This is a genomic window from Collinsella tanakaei YIT 12063 (genome assembly GCF_000225705.1).
Taxonomy (GTDB): Bacteria; Actinomycetota; Coriobacteriia; order Coriobacteriales; family Coriobacteriaceae; genus Collinsella; species Collinsella tanakaei.
The window spans coordinates 276,544-296,093 of record NZ_JH126469.1; the positions used below are offsets into that span (position 1 = coordinate 276,544).

Sequence of the window (19,550 nt, forward strand, 5' to 3'; positions counted from 1 at the left end):
ACGTGCCGATGTCGACGCGCCACCCCAAGAAGCCGAGGCCGGGCCACGGGGTCGCGCCGGCGGCGTCGAGGCACGCCGCGAAGTGCAACCGCCGCCTGCAGGACAGGCGCGACGCCATGTCGCAGGCGGGAAAGAGGCCCTGCGTGGCGAACTGCGCGACGGCCCGCGAGATGGCCTGCTGGGTCTGGGCGATAGCGCTCATGGTCCGGTAGCGCCCGCGGCGAGATAGGAGTCCGACCCCGGGGCGCGCCGCGCTCGAGGCCGTTGGGAGGCCATTCCAGTTCCTTTTTCTGGGCAGCGGGGGACCGCCACGCCCGCCACGAGACTGCGATGAAGCCGGAGGCCCCCAGCCGTAGCAACGAAATGCGGTTCCGACCCGCGGATATTAGAGTGCCGAACGTGCGTCGAGCAGACACGCCCTCAAGCGGCGCGTCCCCCGGGTGAAGATAGGTCGTCCCCGCCCCCCGCGGTAGCTCCCCGGGGGCGGGGACGTTTTGCCACTTGACAATGTTCAACTCATATTAAAAAGAGACCGCCTCCTAAGTGCGAGACGGTCTCTTTGATCGATTGATTGCGAGTGTACGCGTTAAAGCTAGTTCTTCAAGCTGTTGAGCGGGGCGGGGAAGCGGCCGCCGCGGTGGGCGAAGACGGTGCCGGCGTGAGGGTTAACGCGCATGATGGGCGCGCGACCAAAGAGCCCGCCGTACTCCACGCTCTCGCCCTCCTTCTTGCCGAAGGCGGGGATGATGCGTACAGCGGTGGTCTTGTTGTTGATCACGCCGATGGCCATCTCGTCCGCGATGATGCCGGCGATGGCCTCCACGGGGGTGTCGCCGGGGATGGCGATCATGTCCAGGCCAACGGAGCAAACGCAGGTCATGGCCTCGAGCTTCTCCAGGCACAGCGCGCCGGATTCTGCGGCGGCGATCATGCCCGCGTCCTCGGAGACGGGGATGAAGGCGCCGGAAAGGCCGCCCACCGAAGAGCTGGCCATGACGCCGCCCTTCTTTACGCAGTCATTGAGCAGGGCAAGGGCGGCAGTGGTGCCGGGGCCGCCGCACTGGCCAACGCCGATGATCTCCAGAATGCGCGCCACGGAGTCGCCGATGGCCGGGGTGGGGGCCAGCGACAGGTCGACAATGCCCTTCTCGACGCCCAAACGGCGGGCGGCCTCGCGGCTCATGAGCTCGCCGGCGCGGGTAATCTTGAAGGCGGTCTGCTTGATCTTCTCGGCGACCTCCATCATATTGGCGGATTCGGGCAGCTCCTCAAGCGCCGCGGCCATGACGCCCGGGCCGGAGACGCCGACGTTGATGACGGCGTCGGCCTCGCCGGAGCCATGGACGGCGCCCGCCATGAAGGGGGAGTCCTCGACCATGTTGGCGAAGCAGACAAACTTGGAAGCACCAACGCACTCGCGGTCCTGCGTAAGGCGCGCGGCTTCCTGGATAATCTGGGCGCACAGCAGCACGGCGTCCATGTTGATGCCGGCGCGCAGGCTCGCCACGTTGACGGAGGAGCAAACGCGGCTGGTCTCGTTCAATGCCTGGGGAATGCAGTTCATCAGGCGACGGTCGGCATCGCCAATGCCCTTGTGAACCAGCACGGAGTAACCGCCCAGGTAATCGATGCCCAGGGTCTCGGCCGCGCGGTCAAGAGCGTGAGCAAGGGGTACCAGGTCGGTGTCCTTGCAGGCGGCGGCGATCTGCGCCACGGGGGTAACGGAGACGCGCTTGTTCACAATGGGGATGCCGTACTCGCGCTCAAGGCTCTCGGCCGTCTCGACCAGATGCTCCGCGGTGGTGGTGATGTGGTCGTACACCTTGGTGCACATGCGCTCAAGGTTCTCGTCCGCGCAACCCATAAGCGAGATGCCCATGGTGATGGTGCGGATGTCGAGGTTTTGCTCGGAGACCATTCCGCGTGTCTCGGCGATTTCTGCGGGCGTGATCGACATGCGCCTCTCCTGTCGTTGTATGAGATTGACGAATGTTTCTATTCTATATTGCTGTATACGGAACAACAGGCCTCACGCCGCATTTCTGCAGAACATAACCGCTTGGAAACCATTGGAAACCATTGAGGGCTACTTTGCGAAGACGCGCTCCGCGATGCGGGCGGATTCGGCGGCGTCCTTGGCGTAGAAGTCCGCACCTATCTGCCGGGCGTACTCGGGTGTGAGGACCGCGCCGCCCACAAAGACCCGCACGCCCGGAGCCTCGCGGCGTAGCAGGGCGATGGTCTCTTCCATGTTGGTCACGGTGGTGGTCATGAGGGCCGAAAGGCCCACCAGGGGGATATCGTGCTGCCGCACGGCGTCAAGCACCACCTGGGGGTCAACGTCTCGTCCTAAGTCGTAAACGCGGTAGCCGTAGTTTTCCAGCAGCATCTTGACGATATTCTTGCCGATGTCATGGATGTCGCCCTTGACGGTAGCCAGCGCGATCTTGCCCTTATCGGCCACGTTGCCGGCGGGCATGAGGTCGCGAATGGTATCGAATCCGGCGCGTGCCGCCTCGGCGGAGGCCATAAGCTGGGGCAAGAAGAACTCGCCGCGGTCAAACTTATCGCCCACCTCGTCCAAAGCGGGAATGAGCATGCGGTCGATCACGTCCATGGCGTCATGTTCGGCAAGCAGGTCGCGCACCAGCGCGGGCACGTCTGCCTTTCTGCCGCTGAGAACCAGGTGGTGCAGCTCGCCGTTGCCCTGGGCGCTGGTTGCGCTGGCTGGAGAAGGCGCGGTGTTGGGCGATGTCGCCGGTGCGGTGGACGAGGGGACGGTAGGGGTTGAAGCGACGTTGACGGGGACCTTGTAGGGGTCATTCCAGCCGGCGTAGCACTCGATGAACTGGGCGGAGCCCAGGTCTTCTGCGTTGAGGACGCGGTAGCTGTACACGGCATCCATGTAACGTTGGGAGCCGGGGTTCATGATGGGGGCGTCCAGCCCGGCGCCAAAGGCGGCGGCGAGGAACGTGGCGTTGAGCAGCTCGCGTGCGGGCAGGCCAAAGCTGACGTTGGAGACACCCAGCGTGCAGTGCACGCCGAGCTCCTGGCGGCAAAGGGTGACGGCCCGCAAGATCTCCGTTACCTGCGCCTGGTTGGTCGAGGCGGTCATGACCAGGCAGTCGATGAGGATGCGCTCGCGGCTAATGCCGTAGCGGGCGGCTTCGTCGATGATTCGACGGGCGATGGCCACGCGCTCGCTTGCGGTTGCGGGGATGCCGTCCTCGTCCAGCGTAAGGCCGATGACGTTGCAGCCGTAATGGGCGGCGATGGGCAGCACGGCGTCGAGCACCTCTTGCTTGCCGTTGACGGAGTTGATGATGGGCTTGCCCGCGTATGCGCGCACGCCGGCCTCGATGGCGTCTGCGTTGGTGGAGTCGATCTGCAGGGGCAGCAGCGTGGCGCCCTGCAGGGCCTCGACGGCCCGTGCAATCATGCGGGGCTCATCGATGCCGGGTAGGCCGACGTTGACGTCGAGTACGTCGGCGCCCTGCTCCTGCTGGCTGATGCCCTGGCCGACAACGTAATCCAGGTTGCCCTCGCGCAGGGCCGCTTGCAGGCGTTTTTTGCCGGTAGGGTTGATGCGCTCGCCGATGACGGCGACGCGGTGGCTGTCTTGCGGCAGCTCTACCAGGCGTTGGGCGCCCGTGACCGTAAACGACGCGGGGGCGGGGCGCTGCTGCGGAGCGCGGTCGGCGATGATGTCGGCGAGCAGGCGGATGTAGTCCGGATTGGTTCCGCAGCAGCCGCCTATGATGCCGACGCCGTCCTCAACCATGTTTGCCACGGCAGCCGCATAGGATTGCGGATCGATATCGAAAACGGTGCAGCCGTCTTCCACGTGGGGCAAGCCGGCGTTTGCCTGGACCATAACGGGCTTGGCCGTAACAGCGAGCATCGTCCTGGCGAAGGGGCGAAGCTCCGCTGGGCCCAGCGAGCAGTTGATGCCCACTACGTCCGCGCCCAGGGCATCGAGGGTGATGGCGGCGATGTCCGGCGAAGTGCCCAGGAACGTGCGGCCGTCCGCCTCGAAGGTCATGGTAGCGAAAATGGGCAGATCGCAGTTCTCCTTTGCGGCGAGCACCGCTGCCTTGATCTCTGCCAGGTCCGTCATGGTCTCGATAATGATAAGGTCGCAGCCGGCTGCCTGGGCGGCGCGGGCTTCTTGTGCGAAGTAATCGTATGCCTCGTCAAAACCCATGGTGCCCAGCGGGCGAAGCAGGGTGCCAAGCGGACCGATGTCGCCTGCGACGTAGCGGGCGCCGGCGGCGCGCGCGCAGGCGACTGCGGCGTTAAAGACCTCTTCGACCGTGGCCTCTCCGTGAAGCTTGAGCGCGTTGGCGCCAAAGGTATTGGTGGTGACAACTTCGCTGCCGCCCGCGACATAGGCGGCGTGGACGCGGGTAATGGCGTCTGGATTGGTAAGGCAGAGCAGCTCGGGGAGGGCGCCCGCCTTAAGGCCCGCCGCTTGCAGCATGGTACCCATGCCGCCATCGAAAAGCAGATGGCGGCGGCCTTCAAGGGCTGCGCGCAGGTTATCATCCGCGATACGCAGGGTGTCCAGCGTGCGGGGTGTGTAGGCTTGGGTGCTTTGGACGATGGTCATGGGTATCCAATCATGGAAGGCTGGGCGGGCGCTGTTGCGGCGACTACATATTAGTGCGCGCTCGCTTTTTGGTAGCAGGTGGTACCGCGAGCGCGAAAAGCGCACGAGGGCCGCAGACGGCAGATGGAACAGGTGGGGCGCGTTTGCGCATCGTGGACCGGGCCCTCGAACAAGCCGATAACGCAGGTGATGCTTTTGCTGGGAAGCAGCAGGTTGGTGGGCGTTGCGGTGATGCCGCAGAGGCGCTGGGCGTTGAGGGCGGCCAGGATTGCCGGCTGGGCATCGAGGGGGCAGTCTCCGTAGCCGCAGCTAAAGCGCCAGTTAGCGTTCAGTCCGTTGGCAAGTCCGGCTTCGCGTGTATCCGCATCGAGTATCTCGACGGCGTCCTCTGCGTATGCGGAGCACGCGGCATCGTACAGTGCCGCGTCGAGTGCGTCGCCCGCGCCCATGGCGCGCAGCCTCCTCTCGGTCTGCATGCCGAGCGTGCAGCAGATAAGGGCGGCGTAGCGAGCGTCTTTTAGATGGCGAAAGATGTCGCGTCCGCGCAATCGTACGCAGGTGTTCTCAAGCGCGATGCAGGGGTCCCCCTGCTCGTCCAAAGCCGAGGCGTCGACGGAGAAGACGCGACGGACGCCGCAGATGCGCGCGTCTGCTGCCACGCCCGCTGCGGCGTCCTCTATGCGTTGCTGCAGGTCTTGATCGAGTTCTTGGCCGGAATAGCCCAGGTAGCGCAACATCTCGGAGCGGCTGAGCGCGGGGGCGCCATCCGATGAGGGGCGCCAAACCAGGGGGTCGAATAGCGACGGCGCGGCAGTGGATGCCATGGGGTCTGCCTAGGCGCGCAGCGCGCTCATGGCGGCGCCGGCCACGTCCGCGCGGTTCATGGTGTAGATGTGTAGGCCGTCGACGCCGTTGGCGGCAAGGTCCTCAAGCTGGCGGCACGCGTACTCGATGCCGGCGGCGCGCAGGCTGTCCGCATCGTCCTCATAGCGGGCGAGCAGTTTGATCACGGGCGAGGGCAGCGAGGCGCCGCACATGAAGACCATGCGGCTGATCTGCTGCTTGCCCATAAACGGCATGATGCCGGCGGTGATGGGCACGGTGATGCCGGCGCGTTCTGCCAGCTCGCGGAAGCGGTAGAAGTACTGGTTATCAAAGAAGAGCTGCGTCACCAAGAAAGAGGCGCCGGCGTCTTGCTTCTCTTTAAGTTGGCGCACGGAGAGCTCAAGGTCGTCGCATTCGATATGGCCTTCCGGATAGGCGGCGGCTCCCACGCAAAAGCTGGCGTCGACCAAGTGGGGAATGATGTCTTTGGCGTAGCGGTAGTCTGCGCAGCCCGGGCCGGTGGGGGCTCCCTGCGGAACGTCTCCACGCAGTGCCAGGACGTTTTGGATGCCCGCGGCGCGCATCTCGTCTATCTTGGCGAGAAGGTCGGCGCGCTTGAGCGAGATGCAGGTGAGATGCGCGACGGAGGGGATGCCAAAGTCGGCGTCGATCATCTGAGCGATCTTGGTGGTGGCCCCGTTGTTGCCCGATCCACCGGCGGAATAGGTGACGCTGATGAAGTCGGGGTTAAGCTGCGAGAAGGAGCCCGCGACCTCGCGGGCGCGCTCGAGCGTCATCTCGCCCTTGGGCGGAAACATCTCAAACGATACGGGCTGCGCGCCAGCGGCTTTTGCCTGTTCAAAGATTTGGTCGACTCTCATTGATGCGGTCTCCTTCCAAGCGTTTTAGCGAATCACTATACCGCAGGGCGGATGCGCTGCGGCTTTGCGCTCGGGCGCGATACGAGTTGGTTACCAAAAGGCGCGCGGGCTGGCCGCCGCTCGCATTTGCCGTGCGGCTGCTGTTGCGGTGGCTTGCGCGGTGGCCGCGCGCGGCTGCGGGCGATGCCGTGCGGCTATGCTTTCTGGGGTGATTTCTCGTCCAGCGTACATAAGTCCAAATGACGCTGGTAATATGCGGTAAACATTGCATGCATACCATAATGTATCGTTTGCTGGATCCGCCGCACGGTTGAAGCATCTCGAGGCGCCGCCGTGCCCACCCGAAGGGAGTTCTGTATGGCCGACCTTACCGAGCGCTTTGGAACCATGGTCTTCTCTGAGGACGAGATGAAGCGCTGGTTGCCCAAGGACGTGTACAAGAAACTCGCCAAGACCATCGAAGAGGGCGAGCCGCTGGATCTGGACGTTGCCAACGCCGTCGCCCACGCGATGAAGGAATGGGCGATGCTGCACGGCGCCACGCACTACGCCCACTGGTTCCAGCCGCTCTCCGGCATCACGTCCGAGAAGCACGATAGCTTCTTGGAGCCCAACCAGGACGGCACCGCGTTTACCAAGTTCTCCGGCAAGGCGCTGATCAAGGGCGAGTCCGACGCCTCGAGCTTCCCCAACGGCGGCCTACGCGCAACCTTCGAGGCCCGCGGCTACACCGTGTGGGACGCCACCAGCCCCGCCTTCATCAAGGACGACGTCCTGTGCATTCCCACCGCCTTCTGCTCCTACACCGGCGAGGCGCTGGACAAGAAGACCCCTCTCCTGCGCTCCATGACGGCGTTGGACGTGCAGGCCAAGCGCGTGCTGGCGCTATTTGGCAAGCATCCCAAGAAGGTAGTCCCCAACGTGGGCGACGAGCAGGAGTACTTCCTTATCAAGAAGGACGCTTACCGTAAGCGCCGCGACCTGGTCATCACCGGCCGCACCCTCTTTGGCGCCGCGCCCGCCAAGGGCCAGGAGCTGGAGGAGCACTACTTCGGTGCCATCCGCCCCACGGTTTCCGCCTACATGAAGGATCTGGATGACGAGCTGTGGGCCCTGGGCATCCCGTCCAAGACCAAGCACAACGAGGTCGCCCCCTGCCAGCACGAGCTGGCTCCGGTGTACTCGGAGCTGAACGAGGCCGTGGATAACAACCTGCTCATCATGGAGAAGATGAAGCTCATCGCCAGCCGCCACGACCTGGTGTGCCTGCTGCACGAGAAGCCGTTCGAGGGCATCAACGGTTCCGGTAAGCACAACAACTGGTCGCTGGGTACGGCGGACGAGAACCTGCTGGATCCGGGCGACACGCCCGAAGAGAACCTGCAGTTCATCGTCTTCTTGACCGCGGTGATCGAGGCCGTCGACAAGTACCAGGACCTTCTGCGCGCCAGCGTCGCAAGCTGCGGCAACGACCACCGCTTGGGCGCGGATGAGGCGCCGCCGGCTATCATGTCCATCTTCCTGGGCGACCAGCTCACCGAGGTGGTCGAGATGATCATGGACGGCGAGGCATCTGTCCACGCCACCACCGATACGCTCGACCTTGGCGCCGTGGTGCTGCCCAATCTGGAGCAGGACAACACGGATCGCAACCGCACCAGCCCCTTCGCCTTCACCAACAACAAGTTCGAGTTCCGCGCCGTGGGCTCGGAGGCCAACGTGTCCGATGCCAACATGGTGCTGGATACTGCCGTGGCCCAGGCACTGCGCGATTTCGCCGACGCGCTCGAGGGTACCCCTGCCGGGGACTTCCAGGAGAAGGCCCTTGAGTACTGCGCCGAGCACCTGCGTGCGCATCGTCGCATCCTGTTCTCGGGCGATGGCTACTCCGAGGCGTGGCATAAGGAAGCGGAGGAACGCGGGTTGTTCAACCTGCCCACCACCGCCGAGGCCTTGCCGCAGTTTGTGGCGCCCAAGAACCTGGCGCTCTTTGCCGAGATGGGCGTGCTTACCGAGGCGGAGGCGGTGTGCCGCTACGAGGTCAAGCTCGAGAAGTACAACAAGCTCATGAACATCGAGGCGACCACCATGGTCCGCGAGGCGCGCCGAACCTATCGCCCCGTCATCACCGCGTACGCCACCAAGGTCGCCAAGGGCCTGGAGACCATCCGCGCCGCCGGCGCCGAGGCCGTGATGCAGTGCGAGCAGGACACCTTGAATGAGCTGTGCTGCGGCATTACCCAGATCAACTACTGCATCAAGGTGCTGGACGAGCTCCACAAGAATGCCGAGGCCATCGTTGATGGGCAGGCTCAGGCAGAGGTCTACGCGCACAAGGTCGCGCCCGCTATGGCGGAGCTGCGCGCTGCCGTGGACGCCATGGAGGAGATCGTGGCCGCCGACTACTGGCCGGTGCCCACCTACGACGATATCCTGTTCTACGTGTAGCTCTCGATATTCAACAGATAAATGGCGGCGGGGGATTTCATCCCGCGGTGCGTTCGGCGCTCTTCGCGCCTCAGGGCACCGCGTGGTGAAAACTCCGCCGCTTTTGCTGTTGAGAGGGGCTGCTGTGCCAAATTGCGCCTTAGTGCGGAAGGGGCGGGGATGTCAAAAAACGCCTTAGTGCGGAGGTTAGGACAAATAGTGCGTTAGTGCGGGATAGGGGAGGCCCGGCAGGCCTCCCCTATTATACATCGAGCAACATCGCCCGATCCTTCTAGCACGGGCGATGCGGACGCCCTATTCATAAGGTACCATTGCTATCTCTCGTCCGGACCGCACTAACGCACTATTTGACACGATTTGAACCGCACTAAGCGACTATTTGCCCTAACCTCCGCACTAAGCGATTATTTGGCACGCCGGCCGTTTCGCGCTAACGCGTTGTTTGGCCCAAGTCTCCCGATACCTGATGATCGTCCTGGTCATTTACCGCGCGAATGGCTGGCGCGCGACGCAAAAGGGCGGCGGGGTTTCGTCGCGCGGTGCCCTGGGGCGCGATGAGCGCCAAACGCACCGCGGGATGGCCCCTGCCGCCCTCATATCATGCGTACAGTATGCGCGTTCCAGCGAGTTGGCTACGATTTATCTACAGGCCAAGCTCTCGTGTCACCTCGTCCGCACATGCCATGGCGTCTGCGATGGCGTTGACCACCAGCGAGGAGCCGGTGCGCGCATCGCCGCATGCGAAGATTGCGGCTGCGCCTGTTGCGTTCCGCGCCTCGACGGCGCAGCGGTGGGAATCGTCTTCCATGACGGGCAGGGGACGTCCCTGGGCAGAGACGCTGGCGCCAAAGGCGTCGAATACGCTTGCCTCCGGTCCGGTGAAGCCGCATGCGATCAGCACCAGCTGCGCGGGCAGCGTGCGCTCGGTGTCTTCAAGGCGCTGGGGCTTGCCGGTGCTCCAATCAAGGTCGACCACAACAGCGCCGGTTGCGGCCCCGGACTCGTCGCGCGCAATCTCAAGGGTGTCGACGGCCCAAGAGCGCATCTCGCCGCCCATGAGGTCGATGGCCTCCTGCTGGCCGTAGTCCGTCTTAAGCACGTTGGGCCACTCGGGCCAGGGGTTGGAGCTTAAGGGCTTTTGCGGCGGCTTCGGCAAGAACTCGAGCTGGGTGACTGAGCGCGCGCCCTGGCGCACGGCGGTGCCGACGCAGTCGTTGCCCGTGTCTCCGCCGCCAATCACCACAACGTCCAGCCCTTCCGCGCTGATCTGGGGCACGGCGTCCTCGAGTAGCGAGCGCGTGGCGTCCGTGAGGTAGTCCACGGCGTAGACCACGCCCTGGCCCTGCGCGCCCTGGCCGGTGATGCCGCGAGCGGCGCGCGAGCCGGCGGCGATAACCACTGCGTCGAATTCGTCCAACAGCTGCTTGGCTACCGTGGGGTCGGCGGCATCCGTGCCGAGGTAGAACTCAACACCAAGCTCTTCCATAAGATCTGTGCGGCGCGTGACCACGCTCTTCTCGAGTTTCATGTTGGGGATGCCGTACATAAGTAGGCCGCCTGCGCGGTCATCGCGCTCGATGACGGCAACCTGCGCGCCGCGGCGAGCGAGCTCCCAGGCGCAGGCGAGGCCGGCGGGGCCGGAGCCCACCACGGCGACGCGCGGGGCGCCCTTTTGCGCGGGCTCGAAGCGGGCGGGGCCGCCGTTGGCCCATTCCCAATCCGAGATAGCGCGCTCGTTATCGTGAATGGTGGTGGGCTCGCCGTTGACCGTGCCCAGGTTGCAGGCCGCCTCACAAAGTGCGGGGCACACGCGGCTGGTGAATTCGGGCAGCGGGCTGGTGAGGGCGAGTCGCGCGGCGGCATGGTCCCATTTGCCGCGATAGATCAGCTCGTTCCACTCGGGGATGAGGTTGTGCAGGGGGCAACCGCTGGGGCGCGCCTTGCCAAACGATGCGCCTACCTGGCAAAACGGCACGCCGCACTTCATGCAACGGCTGGCCTGGGCGCGGCGCGCGTCCTGGTCCAGCTCTTCATAGAGCGGGTCGAAGTCGCGAACGCGCTGGGATATAGGGCGCAGCTTGCTGGCCGCGCGATCGATGTCGAGAAAGGCTCCCGGTTTACCCATGGCCTAGGCCTCCTTCTGGTAGCTGGCGTTGGCGGACTGCTGCATGACGCGTTCGTAATCGGTGGGGATTGCCTTGACAAAGCGGTCTTTGATGGCGTCGAAGCGATAGAGCAGCTTGATACCGCGCGGGCTCTGCGTTGCGGCGACGTGCTCCTCGAGCAGGGTGCGGATCTGGCCGAGTTCCGCCTGAGTGGGCGTGCGCAGCGCAATGCCGCCGTCGTTGATGCGGCTGGGCAGGGTGCCGTACTCGTCATAGACGTAGGCGATGCCGCCGGTCATGCCCGCGGCGAAGTTGTGGCCAGCCTCGCCCAGTATCAGCACGCATCCGCCGGTCATGTACTCGCAGCCGCAGTTGCCCACGCCCTCGACCACCGCGACGGCGCCGGAGTTGCGCACGGCGAAGCGCTGGCCGGCAAGGCCGTTGATGTAGGCGCGGCCGCTGGTGGCGCCAATAAGAGCGACGTTGCCCACAATAACGTTCTCGTCGAACTTATAGCTCGCGGTGGCCTTGGGACGCACGGAGAGCTCGCCGCCGGAGAGGCCCTTGCCAAAGTAGTCGTTGGCATCGCCCTCAACGTTCAAGGTGATGCCTGCGGGCAGGAAGGCGCCAAAGCTCTGGCCAGCCGACCCATCGCAGTCGATGGTGATGGAACCCGCGGGCAGGCCGTCCGGATGAGCGGAGGTGACCGCATGGCCCAGCATGGTGCCCACGCAGCGGTTGATGTTGGCGATGTCCGCATGGAAGCGAACCGGGCGCAGGTGCTCGCGCGCCTCCGCGGTGTGGGGGATGAAGAGGGTTGCGTCAAGCGTACGCTCGAGCTGGGAGTCCGCCGCCATCTCGGGCAGGTAGTGGCATACGTCGGCACCGGGCAGGTGACGGCCGAAGCTGCAGACGGCCGGTGCCAGCACAGCGGACAGATCGATGAGGTTCGCCTTGTCGTTGCCCTCTACCTCTACCTGGTGCAGGCACTCCACGTGACCAACCATCTCGTCCACCGTGGCGAACCCAAGGCGCGCCATGACCTCGCGCAGCTGCTCGGCAACAAAGAGCATGAAGCGCTCGACGTGCTCGGGCTTGCCGGCAAATCCGTGGCGCAGGCGGCAGTTCTGCGTGGCGATGCCCGCGGGGCAGGTGTCCTGCTGGCAATCGCGCTGCATAAGGCAGCCCATGGCGATAAGCGGCATGGTGGCGAAGCCGAACTCCTCGGCGCCAAGCAGACAGGCAACGGCAACGTCGGTGCCGTCCATAAGCTTGCCGTCCGCCTCCAGCACCACGCGGGAGCGCAGGCCGTTTTGCACCAGCGTCTGCTGGGCCTCGGCAAGGCCGAGCTCAAGAGGCAGGCCCGCATGCCAAATGGAGTCGCGCGGCGCGGCGCCGGAGCCTCCGTTGTGGCCGCTGATCAAGATCTTGTTGGCAGCGCCCTTGGCCACGCCGGTAGCGATGGTGCCCACGCCGGCCTCGCTGACCAGCTTGACGCTGATGCGCGCGCCGGGATTGGCGCACTTGAGGTCAAAGATAAGCTCTGCCAGGTCCTCGATGGAGTAGATGTCGTGGTGGGGTGGGGGAGAGATGAGGCCGATACCGGGGGTCGAACGGCGCACCTCGGCGATCCAGGGATATACCTTCTTGCCGGGCAGGTGGCCGCCCTCGCCGGGCTTGGCGCCCTGTGCCATCTTGATCTGGATTTCCGTGGCGCTTGCAAGGTAGCGGCTGGTGACGCCAAAGCGTCCGCTCGCCACCTGCTTGATGGCGGAGTTCTTGGAATCGCCGTTGGCTAGCGGCGCCTCGCGGCGCGGGTCTTCACCGCCCTCGCCGGAGTTGGAGCGTCCGTGCAAACGGTTCATGGCGATGGCCATGCATTCGTGGGCTTCTTGGCTGATAGAGCCGTAGCTCATGGCACCGGTGTTGAAACGGGTGACGATGCTGCGGGCGCTCTCCACCTGGTCAAGCGGCAGGGGTTTGCGGCCGGCTGCGTTGAAGTCCAAAAGGTCGCGCAAGCGAACGCAGCGACCCGGGCGATGCAGGCGCGCGCTGTAGGCGGCAAAGTCCTCGGCGCTGTCCGTGCGGACGGCGCGCTGCAGCAGGTAGATGGTCTGCGGGTCGATGAGATGGTCCTCGCCGTCCAGCGGACGCCAGGTGGTAAGGCCCAGGGTTCGCAGCTCGTCCGGTGCGGGAGAGCGGGTGATCGCCTGCGCCGCGTCGTAGCGGCGCTCCATCTCGTCTTGGATCTGGGGCAGGTCAAGTCCGCCAACGCGGCTTACGGTGCCGGTGAAGTGGCGGTTGATGAGGCCGTCCGCAAGACCGACCGCCTCGAAGATCTGGGCGGAATGGTAGCTCTGCGCCGTGGAGATGCCCATCTTGGACATGATGCCCACCATGCCCGCGACGGCGGCTCGGTTGTAGTTGGCGATGGCCTCCTGGGTGCTCAGCGCGCGGCCGGATGCGTCTGCAAGGTCGCCCTCCTGCGCCATTGCCGCGATCTGGGCATGGGCTTCATAAGGGAAGATGCCGCTGGCAGAGTAGCCAACCAGGGCGGAGAAGTCGTGCGAGGACAGTGCGTCGCCGCATTCCACAATAATGTCTGCAAAGGTGCGAAGGCCGCGCCTAATGAGGTGGTTGTGGACGGAGGACACGGCTAGAAGCGACGGAATGGGCAGCTCATCCGCGCCGGCGCGATCGGATAGGGCGATGATGTTTGCGCCATCTCGCACGGCGGCCTCAACCTGGGCGCCTAGCTGTTCCAAGGCCTCTTCAAGCGCGCCATCGCCGCCATCGTGCTTGAACACGGCGCGGAAGCGGGCACTCTTGAAGCCGGTGCGCTTGATGGAGACGATGCTATCGAACTGCTCTTGCGTCAGCAGCGGCGCATCCAAGCGGATGAGCTGGCAGGTGTTGCGGCAGTCCTCAAGCAGGTTGCCATGGTTGCCCAGGTAGAGCACCGTAGAGGTGACGTGGGCCTCGCGCAGCGCATCGATGGGCGGATTGGTGACCTGGGCGAAGAGCTGATAGAAGTAGTCGAAGAATGAGCGCGTCTTTCCAGAGAGGCAGGCAAGGGGCGCGTCGATGCCCATGGAGGCAAGCGGTGCTTTACCGGTGGTCGCCATGGGCCGCAGGATTTCGTCCACGTCATCCCAGTGTATGCCCAGCTTGGTGGCGCGCACCGCGCGGGAAACGCCCCCATCCTCTGTGCTGGCAGTCTGCTGGGAATCTCGGTCGCGCTGCTCTTGCACAAGGGTGTCCAGGGTGATGGTCTCTTCGTCGATCCAATCACGGAACGGCTTGAGCTTTGCCATCTGGTCGCGCAGCTGGTCGTTGTAGCGCACGCGGCCAGCCTGCATGTCGACCTCGAGCATCTCGCCCGGCCCCAAACATCCGCTGGTCAGCACGTTGGCGGGGTCGATTTCGATGGTGCCCACTTCGGAGGAGAGCAGGAAGCGGTCGTCGCGGGTGACGTAGTAGCGAGCGGGGCGCAGGCCGTTGCGGTCCAGGGCGGCGCCCAGGGTGCGGCCGTCCGTGAAGGCGATCGCGGCGGGGCCGTCCCAGGGTTCCATCAGCATGGATTGGTAGGCGTCGTAGGCACGGCGCTCGGGCGAGAGGGCGTCGTTGTTGTCCCAGGGCTCCGGCACAAGCAGCGAGACGGCGCGCGTCATGGGACGGCCGTTCATGACCAAGAACTCAAGTACGTTGTCCAGGATCGCGGAGTCGGAGCCTTCGCGATTGATGATGGGCAGCACGCGGTCCAGGTCGCCTTGCAGTACGGGGGAGTACAGGTTTGGTTCGCGGGCGCGAATCCAGTTGACGTTGCCCTTAAGCGTGTTGATCTCGCCGTTGTGGATGATGAAGCGATTGGGGTGCGCGCGCTCCCAGCTAGGGGTGGTGTTGGTGGAGTAGCGCGAGTGGACCAGGGCCACGGCGGTCTTGACCGCGGCATCGTTGAGGTCCGTATAGAAACGGCGCATCTGGGTTGCTACCAACATTCCCTTGTAGACGATGGTGCGGCTGGACATGGAGCACGCATAGAAGATCTTGCCCTCAAGGGCGGGGCAGGCGTCGGCGCGCTTCTCGATGGTGCGGCGACATATATACAGGGCGCGTTCAAAGTCGTCGCCCGCCCCCACGCCGTCGGGCCTGCCCAAGAAAGCCTGCATGATGGTGGGCATGCAGGCCTGCGCGGTGGAACCCAGGTCATGCGGGTCGACCGGTACCTGGCGCCAGAACAGCAGGGGCACGCCGCATGCGGCGCAGCCCTCCTCAAAGACGCGCTTGGCATCTTTTACGCCCTGGGCATCTTGCGGCAAAAAGAGCATGGCGACGCCGTAGTCGCCTTCTTGCGGCAGGATCTGGCCGCATTTTTGAGCCTCTTTACGGAAGAAGCGATGCGGAACCTGGAACAAGATGCCCGCGCCGTCACCGGTGTTGCGCTCCAGCCCGACGCCGCCTCGATGCTCAAGGTTGACAAGCACCGAGAGTGCATCGTCCAAAATCTGGTGGCTTTTGTGGCCATTGATGTTTGCCAGCGCACCGATGCCGCAGGCGTCGTGCTCAAATTCAGGTCGCCAAAGCGTCTTCACATGGGAACTTCGCTGCGCGGGGTCTTTGGAATCCGTAGCGTCCATAGAGTGCTCCAATCGATGTCTCGTTTCTCAATCGTTCGGCTGAACATGCTATGGGCGGGTTTTTTCCATTCGTTTACGCTCTTGTTGCCCGCACGTTTCGAAACACACATGCAACGAATTCTGCTTAGTCTGCCAAAGTGTCATCCGCAAGAGACGCCGTGGCGATGCCGCGGTGCGACAGGAAGGAGCGAGTCATGTCCAACCTTACCGAACGGTTCGGCACCAAGGTCTTCTCCGAAGACGTCATGAAGCGCTGGCTGCCCAAGGACGTGTACAAGAAGCTCGCGGCTACCATCGAGGAGGGGGAGCCCCTGGACCTGGACGTGGCGAACGCCGTCGCCCATGCCATGAAGGAGTGGGCCCTACTCAACGGGGCCACGCACTATGCCCATTGGTTCCAGCCGCTCTCCGGCATCACGTCCGAGAAGCACGACAGCTTCCTGGAACCCAACCACGATGGTACGGCGATTACCAAATTTACCGGCAAAGCTCTGATCAAGGGCGAACCGGACGCCTCGAGCTTTCCCAACGGCGGCTTGCGCGCCACCTTCGAGGCCCGCGGCTACACCGCTTGGGACGCCACCAGCCCCGCCTTTATCAAGGACGAGGTGCTGTGTATCCCCACCGCCTTCTGTTCCTACACCGGCGAGGCGCTGGACAAGAAGACGCCCCTTTTGCGCTCCATGACGGCGCTCGACCGCGAGGCCAAGCGCGTTCTCGCCTTCTTTGGCAAGGCTCCCAAGAAGGTTGTCCCCAGCGTTGGCGACGAGCAGGAGTACTTCCTTATTAAGAAGGACGCCTACCGCCGTCGCCGTGACCTGGTCATCACCGGTCGCACCCTATTTGGCGCCGCCCCTGCTAAGGGCCAGGAGCTGGAGGAGCACTACTTCGGTGCCATCCGCCCCACGGTTTCCGCCTACATGAAGGATCTGGACGATGAGCTGTGGGCGCTGGGTATCCCCGCGAAGACCAAGCACAACGAGGTCGCGCCCTGCCAGCACGAGCTCGCGCCGGTCTACACCGAGCTGAACGAGGCCGTCGACAACAACCTTCTTACGATGGAGAAGATGAAGCTCATCGCCAGTCGCCACGATTTGGTGTGCCTGCTCCATGAGAAGCCGTTCGAGGACATCAACGGATCCGGTAAGCACAACAACTGGTCGATTGGCACGGCGGACGAGAACCTGCTTGATCCGGGCGACACCCCGCTTGAGAACCTGCAGTTTGTGGTGTTCTTGACCGCGGTGATCGAGGCCGTCGACAAGTACCAGGACCTGCTGCGCGCCAGCGTGGCCAGCTGCGGTAACGACCACCGCCTTGGCGCTAACGAGGCTCCCCCGGCGATCATGTCAATCTTCCTGGGCGACCAGCTCACCGAGGCAGTCGAGCTGATCATGGACGGCAAGGCGTCGGTCCACGCCACCACCGGCGTCATCGACTTGGGCGCTGTGGTGCTCCCCGACCTTGAGCAGGACAACACGGACCGCAACCGCACCAGCCCCTTCGCCTTCACCGGAAACAAGTTCGAGTTCCGCGCCGTGGGCTCCGAGGCCAACGTATCCGATGCCAACATGGTGCTCGATTGCGCCGTGGCCGAGGCGCTGCGTGACTTCGCCGACGCGCTCGAGGGCACCCCTGCCGATGAGTTCCAGGAGAAGGCCCTTGCTTACTGTGCCGAGCACCTGCGTGCACATCGTCGCATCCTGTTCTCGGGCGACGGCTACTCTGACGAGTGGCCTGTCGAGGCCGAGAAGCGCGGACTGTGCAACTACCGTACCACCGCCGACGCTCTGCCCGCGTTTATCGCGCCGAAGAACCTCGAGCTGTTTGAGAGCATGGGCGTTCTGTCTCACGCCGAGGCCGTCTGCCGCTATGACTGCAAGCTCGAGAAGTACAACAAGCTCATGAACATCGAGGCGACCACCATGGTCCGCGAGGCGCGCCGAACCTATCGCCCCGTCATCACCGCGTACGCCACCAAGGTCGCCAAGGGCCTGGAGACCATCCGCGCCGCCGGCGCCGAGGCCGTGATGCAGTGCGAGCAGAACACGCTGAACAAGCTGTGCAGCGGCGTTACGGAGATCAACGAGTCCATCAAGGCGCTTGACGCCCTGCACCAGCAGGCCGAGGCTATCGAGAACGCTCAGCAGCAGGCCAACATGTATGCTCATGAAATCGCTCCCGCGATGGAGCGCCTGCGCGCTGCCGTGGACGCCATGGAGGAGATCGTGGCCGCCGACTACTGGCCCGTTCCCACCTACGACGACATCCTGTTCTACGTGTAGATTTCGCTAGTTAGTGGATAAAGGGCGGCGGGGGATGAACCCCGCCGCCCTCATGTTGATTCGCTGGCAGCTGCCTACGGGCGCAGGCCCATGCCGCCTTCAAGGGTGACGGTCTCGCCGTTCATGTACTTGAAGTCAGGTCCGCAAAGCTGGACGACGACGCGGCCGATCTCGGTCTCGACGTTGCCGTAGTGGCCCGCGGGAGGCATATGGACGTTTGCCTCGAAGGCCTCCGGATAGGCGTTCTGGAAGTTCTCGAGCTGCGCGGTCCAGGCAAGCGGGCAGACGATGTTGACGTTGATGCCATCCGGGCCCCATTCGTTGGCCGCGACGCGCGTGAGGCCGCGGACGCCCTCCTTGGCCGCGGCGTAGGAGCACTGGCCGAGGTTGCCAAAGAGGCCGGCGCCAGAGGCGAAGTTCACTACGGAGCCGCGGGTCTCCTTGAGGTGCGGGTAGCACTTCTGCATATAGAGGAAGGTGGCGTACAGGCCCGAGTAGATGGCTAGGTCGAACTGCTCCATGGAGTGGTCTGCGATGGTAACGCCGGAAGCAGAAGCCTGGGCGTTGTTGACCAGGGCGTCGATGCGCCCAAATGCGGCGATTGCCTCGTCCACTACATGCTGAACAATGGCCTCGTTGTCCTGACCGGCAGAGATGTCTGCCTGGACGGGGAGGACCTTGACGCCGTACTCGGCCTCAAGGGATTCCTTGGCGGCCTCGAGTTTGGCGACGTTGCGGCCGGTAATTACCAGGTTGGCGCCCTCTTTGGCGAAAGCGATGTCGATGCCGTAGCCGATCGATCCCGCCGATCCATCCTTGAGGGTCGCCTTGCCGCCGCCGGTGACGATAACGGTTTTGCCGGTGAACAATCCCATGTCATAACTCCTTTCATAGTCGCGGAGCGTCCGCGAGTTGGATGTATATGCATGCCGGTGCATGGCGCAAAGATACCCTACGGCTTACAGTTTCATTCGGCTTACTTCTGACGAGATAGGTGATAGGTTGAAACTAGAGGGCAAACGATATGTTTGGTAGAAAAACAAATAGTTTGTTACAAATTGGTTCGATCCTTGTCTTGTCCCGCCTTTGTAATCGTCATCTTTTTGTGCACTCTTTTACATCGTGGGAGTTCTGCTATACTTTCTACCGCTGTCCCCATCGTCTAGCGGCCAAGGACGCCACCCTTTCAAGGTGGATATCACGGGTTCGAATCCCGTTGGGGGCACCATTTGATGCGTATCCGGATCTCCTAAGGCGGGGGTCCGGATTTTTAATATGAGTTGAACATTGTCAAGTGGCAAAACGTCCCCGCCCCCGGGGAGCTACCGCGGGGGGCGGGGACGACCTATCTTCACCCGGGGGACGCGCCGCTTGAGGGCGTGTCTGCTCGACGCACGTTCGGCACTCTAATATCCGCGGGTCGGAACCGCATTTCGTTGCTACGGCTGGGGGCCTCCGGCTTCATCGCAGTCTCGTGGCGGGCGTGGCGGTCCCCCGCTGCCCAGAAAAAGGAACTGGAATGGCCTCCCAACGGCCTCGAGCGCGGCGCGCCCCGGGGTCGGACTCCTATCTCGCCGCGGGCGCTACCGGACCATGAGCGCTATCGCCCAGACCCAGCAGGCCATCTCGCGGGCCGTCGCGCAGTTCGCCACGCAGGGCCTCTTTCCCGCCTGCGACATGGCGTCGCGCCTGTCCTGCAGGCGGCGGTTGCACTTCGCGGCGTGCCTCGACGCCGCCGGCGCGACCCCGTGGCCCGGCCT

The 19,550-nt window shown here is 64.0% G+C and carries 10 protein-coding genes and 1 tRNA gene; 3 read left to right on the forward strand and 8 right to left on the reverse strand.

Annotation, left to right across the window (positions count from 1 at the left end; all coding sequences use genetic code 11):
- The 5 genes from HMPREF9452_RS12150 to HMPREF9452_RS06310 all read right to left on the reverse strand — a co-directional run.
- Window positions 1-202 (reverse strand): hypothetical protein (locus HMPREF9452_RS12150; protein WP_009141292.1); only part of this gene is annotated, 202 nt, incomplete at its 3' end.
- 390 nt (window positions 203-592) lie between these two features.
- Window positions 593-1,957, reverse strand: a complete 1,365-nt coding sequence (locus tag HMPREF9452_RS06295) for a PFL family protein (protein ID WP_009141293.1) — start codon at window positions 1,955-1,957, stop codon at window positions 593-595.
- Between the two features lie 129 nt (window positions 1,958-2,086).
- A complete protein-coding gene (locus tag HMPREF9452_RS06300) occupies window positions 2,087-4,609 on the reverse strand; it encodes a homocysteine S-methyltransferase family protein (RefSeq protein ID WP_009141294.1) in 2,523 nt (840 codons plus the stop codon).
- A gap of 50 nt (window positions 4,610-4,659) precedes the next feature.
- The gene (locus tag HMPREF9452_RS06305) at window positions 4,660-5,433 is read right to left on the reverse strand and encodes a hypothetical protein (RefSeq protein WP_009141295.1); all 774 of its coding nucleotides are present in this window, start codon (window positions 5,431-5,433) and stop codon (window positions 4,660-4,662) included.
- 9 nt (window positions 5,434-5,442) lie between these two features.
- Window positions 5,443-6,315 carry a methylenetetrahydrofolate reductase gene (locus HMPREF9452_RS06310; RefSeq protein WP_009141296.1) on the reverse strand — a complete coding sequence of 291 codons (873 nt, stop codon included), beginning with the start codon at window positions 6,313-6,315 and terminating at the stop codon, window positions 5,443-5,445.
- A 357-nt stretch (window positions 6,316-6,672) separates the two neighbouring features.
- On the opposite strand from HMPREF9452_RS06310, the gene HMPREF9452_RS06315 reads away from it, so the two are divergent.
- Window positions 6,673-8,763, forward strand: coding sequence for a glutamine synthetase III family protein (locus HMPREF9452_RS06315; RefSeq protein WP_009141297.1), 2,091 nt, complete (start codon window positions 6,673-6,675; stop codon window positions 8,761-8,763).
- Window positions 8,764-9,406: 643 nt separating this feature from the next.
- Here the strand turns inward: HMPREF9452_RS06315 and HMPREF9452_RS06320 are convergent.
- Both HMPREF9452_RS06320 and gltB read right to left on the reverse strand, forming a co-directional pair.
- Entirely contained in the window at window positions 9,407-10,888 is a 1,482-nt protein-coding gene (locus tag HMPREF9452_RS06320) for a glutamate synthase subunit beta (protein ID WP_009141298.1), read from the reverse strand.
- Window positions 10,889-10,891: 3 nt separating this feature from the next.
- Window positions 10,892-15,505, reverse strand: a complete 4,614-nt coding sequence (gene gltB, locus HMPREF9452_RS06325) for a glutamate synthase large subunit (protein WP_009141299.1) — start codon at window positions 15,503-15,505, stop codon at window positions 10,892-10,894.
- A gap of 194 nt (window positions 15,506-15,699) precedes the next feature.
- Between gltB and HMPREF9452_RS06330 the strand changes: the two genes are divergently transcribed.
- Window positions 15,700-17,790: a glutamine synthetase III family protein gene (locus tag HMPREF9452_RS06330; protein WP_009141300.1), complete on the forward strand. Its 2,091-nt coding sequence runs from the start codon at window positions 15,700-15,702 to the stop codon at window positions 17,788-17,790.
- Window positions 17,791-17,864: 74 nt separating this feature from the next.
- Here HMPREF9452_RS06330 and HMPREF9452_RS06335 read toward each other — a convergent pair whose 3' ends face one another.
- On the reverse strand, window positions 17,865-18,665 hold the full coding sequence (locus HMPREF9452_RS06335; RefSeq protein WP_009141301.1) for an SDR family NAD(P)-dependent oxidoreductase: 801 nt from the start codon (window positions 18,663-18,665) through the stop codon (window positions 17,865-17,867).
- 276 nt (window positions 18,666-18,941) lie between these two features.
- On the opposite strand from HMPREF9452_RS06335, the gene HMPREF9452_RS06340 reads away from it, so the two are divergent.
- Window positions 18,942-19,018: transfer RNA gene (locus HMPREF9452_RS06340), tRNA-Glu, on the forward strand.
- Window positions 19,019-19,550: the final 532 nt, after the last annotated feature.